4 protein-coding genes are annotated in these 3402 nt (G+C 39.6%); all 4 read right to left on the bottom strand.

Features of this window, described 5'->3' with window-relative positions:
- Nucleotides 1-437: 437 nt before the first annotated feature.
- Nucleotides 438-1853 carry a leucine-rich repeat domain-containing protein gene (locus DB42_RS10205; protein ID WP_052435894.1) on the bottom strand — a complete coding sequence of 472 codons (1416 nt, stop codon included), beginning with the start codon at nt 1851-1853 and terminating at the stop codon, nt 438-440.
- 556 nt (nt 1854-2409) lie between these two features.
- Nucleotides 2410-2754 (bottom strand): leucine-rich repeat domain-containing protein, encoded by a 345-nt coding sequence (locus DB42_RS01470; RefSeq protein WP_052435893.1) that lies wholly within the window; start codon nt 2752-2754, stop codon nt 2410-2412.
- On the bottom strand, nt 2751-3146 hold the full coding sequence (locus tag DB42_RS01465) for a hypothetical protein (RefSeq protein ID WP_044881418.1): 396 nt from the start codon (nt 3144-3146) through the stop codon (nt 2751-2753). Before DB42_RS01465 ends, DB42_RS01470 begins: the two co-directional genes overlap by 4 nt.
- The coding region (locus DB42_RS01460; RefSeq protein ID WP_044881417.1) for a leucine-rich repeat domain-containing protein at nt 3116-3402 on the bottom strand (287 nt) is incomplete at its 5' end. The genes DB42_RS01460 and DB42_RS01465, both read right to left, overlap by 31 nt.

Raw genomic sequence — 3402 nt, 5'->3', positions numbered from 1 at the left:
TGAAACACAACTCACAGCTGGTCTATGAGAGCTTTTTTTTCAGATAGATTCAAGGAAGGGCGGAGACCTTCTAAGCATTCAGGAGCAGCCACAGGTTTTTGCGATTAAGTGATGCGGTAATTTTGGTTTATTTAAAAAAATGAGATGGATTCTTTGCCTTATTTGAGTAAAAGGGCTCTTTTTGGTGCAATGTTTTACTTCTTCTATCGCATGATGGAACACAATACGCCAGTTTCTTCCTGTCAAGGAAAGTTGTCCTCCCAGCCATAACACCCTGCAGAAAAAGAGAAAAACTTCTTGTCGTTATAAATATGTAGAGTAGTTTAAGCTTGCTTAGTTGTCGGAAGAAAAGCTGATTACTTGTTTAAAGATAAGATGGCTAAAAGTTTTTTATTTCATTTTAGCCCGCCCCAATTTAAAAAATACTTATGACCATCCTACAATTGAAAACGCTGCCTTATTTTTTCTGCAATATTTTTCAAAGGATTTTCCGCTAATTTAAGCTTGGTAAGCTGAGACAATTGCCCGATTTCTGCGGGAAGGCTGGTGAGCTGGTTTTGATTTAATTCAAGCTGTAGCAGCTGAGACAATTGCCCGATTTCTTCAGGCAGGCTGGTGAGCTGGTTTTGATTTAAGTAAAGCGTTTGCAGCTGAGACAAGTGCCCGATTTCTGCAGGCAGAGCGGTGAGCTGGTTTTTGCTTAAGTGAATCTCTTGCAGCTGAGACAATTGACCTATTTCTGCAGGCAGAGCGGTGAGCTGGTTTTGATTTAAGTAAAGATATTGCAGCTCAGACAGCTGCCCAATTTCTGCAGGCAGAGCGGTGAGGTGGTTTTGCCTTAAATCAAGCTGTAGCAGATTAGACAACAGCCCGATTTCTGCAGGAAGGCTGGCGAGCTGGTTTTCGCTTAAGTGAAGCTCTTGTAGCTGAGACAATTGATCTATTTCTGCAGGCAGAGTGGTGAGCTGGTTTGCGCTTAAGTGAAGCTCTTGCAGCTGAGACAATTGGCTTATTTCTGCAGGCAGAGCAGTGAGCTGGTTTTGATTTAAGTAAAGCACTCGTAGTCGAGATAGCCGCCCGATTTCTACAGGAAGACTGGTGAGCTGGTTTTGATATAAGTAAAGCCCTTTCAGCTGAGACAATTGCCCTATTTCTGCAGGAAGACTGGTAAGCTGGTTTTGATTTAAGTAAAGCGTTTGCAGCTGAGACAATTGACCAATTCCTGCAGGCAGAGCGGTGAGCTGATTTTGGCTTAAGGTAAGCTCTTGCAGCTGAGACAATTGGCCTATTTCTGGGGGTAAGTAAGTCAATCTTGCTTTAGATAAATCTAAAGCCGTGATGTTTTTACAATTTTCTTCAATCCAATCTCTAAGAAGCTCTCCTTTTTTCTCTAGAGGCAAGTTCTTAATTTCTTCTCGGCTCAAGTATTCTTTCCCACCAGAAAGTCTTTTCCAAAGTAAAAGGCGATTAATATTTAAGAGATAAGAAGAGTAATTAGCTAGCGTATAATATCTCTTTTCCAAGGTTTTCCATTTAAATTCTAACTCCATAGGAGCAAGGGTTCTAGCTAGAACGAAGGCTTGCCTAAAGATTGCATTTACCTTTGCTGTTTCAGAAAGCTTTTCTTCTAGCTTATAAATCTTATCTACAATAAGAGCCTGCTCCTTAACATTTCCTTGAGGAACATGCACTTTACTTATTTGCTTATAGAGAGTGGGCATGACTTCAGAAGCCAGCAGATGATGCCATCTTTTACAGACGCTAAATAAGGAAGGAACTACACAAGCCTCTAAGATGGGGAGCAGCAATTCATTGGGCAAGCTTTCAATAGATGCCGAAGAGATAGGATGCATTTATTTCCTTGGGTAGTGATAACTTTTCAGCATTTTTATTTATTAAAAACAATATAAAAAAATTAAAAAAGCAAGTCAAACGAATTCGTATCCTTATCAATGAAAAGCAACTCACAAATGATCTACCACGCTTTACTTTTAGACAGATTCAAGGAAAGGGGGGAGACCTTCCAAGCATTTAGGAGCAGCCACAGGTTTTTGGGGATTAAGTGACGCGGCAATTTTGGTGTGGCTAAAAGTATGAGATTGATTCTTTGCCTTATTTGAGAAAAACGGCTCTTTTTGGTGCCTTGTTTTAATTCCTTTACTGAATGATGAAATACAATACGCCAGTTTCCTCCTATCAAAAAAGTTGTTCTCCCAGCCATAACACTCTGTAAAAAAGAAAAAAACTTCTTATCGCTATAAATGTGTAGGTTAGCTTAAGCTTGCTTAGTTGCCGAAAGGAAAGCAGATTACTTGTCTAAAGATAAGATGGCTAAAATTTTTTTATTTCATTTTAGCTCACCCTAATTTAAAAAGTATTTAAGTTCATTCTATAATTGAAAACGCTGCCTTATTTTTTGGCGATATTTTTCAAAGGATTTTCCGCTAATTCAAGAATTTGCAGATCAGACAGCTGTCCGATTTCTGCAGGCAGACTGGTGAGCTGGTTTTGATTTAAGTAAAGCTCTTGCAGCTTAGACAGCTGCCCGATTTCTGCAGGCAGAGCGGTGAGCTGGTTTTCTTTTAAGTCAAGTCTTTTCAGCTGAGACAATTGGCCTATTTCTGAGGGTAAGTAAGTCAAGCCTGCTTTAGGTAAATCTAAAGCCATGATGTTTTTATAATTCTCTTCCATCCAATCTCTAAGAAGCTCTCCTTTTTTTTGTAGAGGCAAGTGCTTAATTTCTTCTCGGCTCAAGTATTCTCCCCACCAGGAAGTTTTTTCCAAAGTAAAAGACGATTAATATTTAAGAGATAAGAAGAGTAGTTAGACAGCGTTAAGCCTCTTTTTTCTTCTGTTTTCCATTTAAATTCCAAAGGAGAAATAGATTTAGCTAAGGTAAAAACTTGTTTAAAAACTTGATAAACTTTTTCAGTAGGGGTAAGTCCAGGATTGAGTTGATAAACTTTAGCTAACATAAGAGTTCGCTGGGTACTAGTAGTCCTCTTGGGAAAATGAAGCTGGGCTATTTTTTTATAAAGAGAAGGCATCGCTTCAGAAGCTAGCAGATGATGCCATCTTTTACAGACGCTAAATAAGGAAGAAACTACGCAAGCCTCTAAGATAGGGAGCAGTAATTCATTGGGCAAGCTTTCAATAGATATTGAAAACGCTGCCTTATTTTTTCGGCGATATTCAGAGGATTTTCCGCTAATTCAAGCGTTTGCAGATCAGACAGCTGCCCGATTTCTGCAGGCAGGCTGGTGAGCTGGTTTTGGTTTAAGTAAAGCGTTCGTAGCTTAAACAGTTGCCCGATTTCTTCAGGCAGGCTGGAGAGCTGGTTTTGATTTAATTTAAGCCTTTGCAGCCGAAACAATTGCCCGATTTCTGCAGGTAGGCTGGTGA

Source organism: Neochlamydia sp. EPS4 (assembly GCF_000813665.1).
Classification (GTDB): domain Bacteria; phylum Chlamydiota; class Chlamydiia; order Chlamydiales; family Parachlamydiaceae; genus Neochlamydia.
This window is presented reverse-complemented; position numbering and strand designations above follow the sequence as displayed.

Coding starts and splice junctions, on each gene's coding strand:
- DB42_RS10205 (WP_052435894.1), bottom strand. CDS start 1,853: ATGCATCCTATCTCTTCGGCATCTATTGAAAGCTTGCCCAATGAATTG.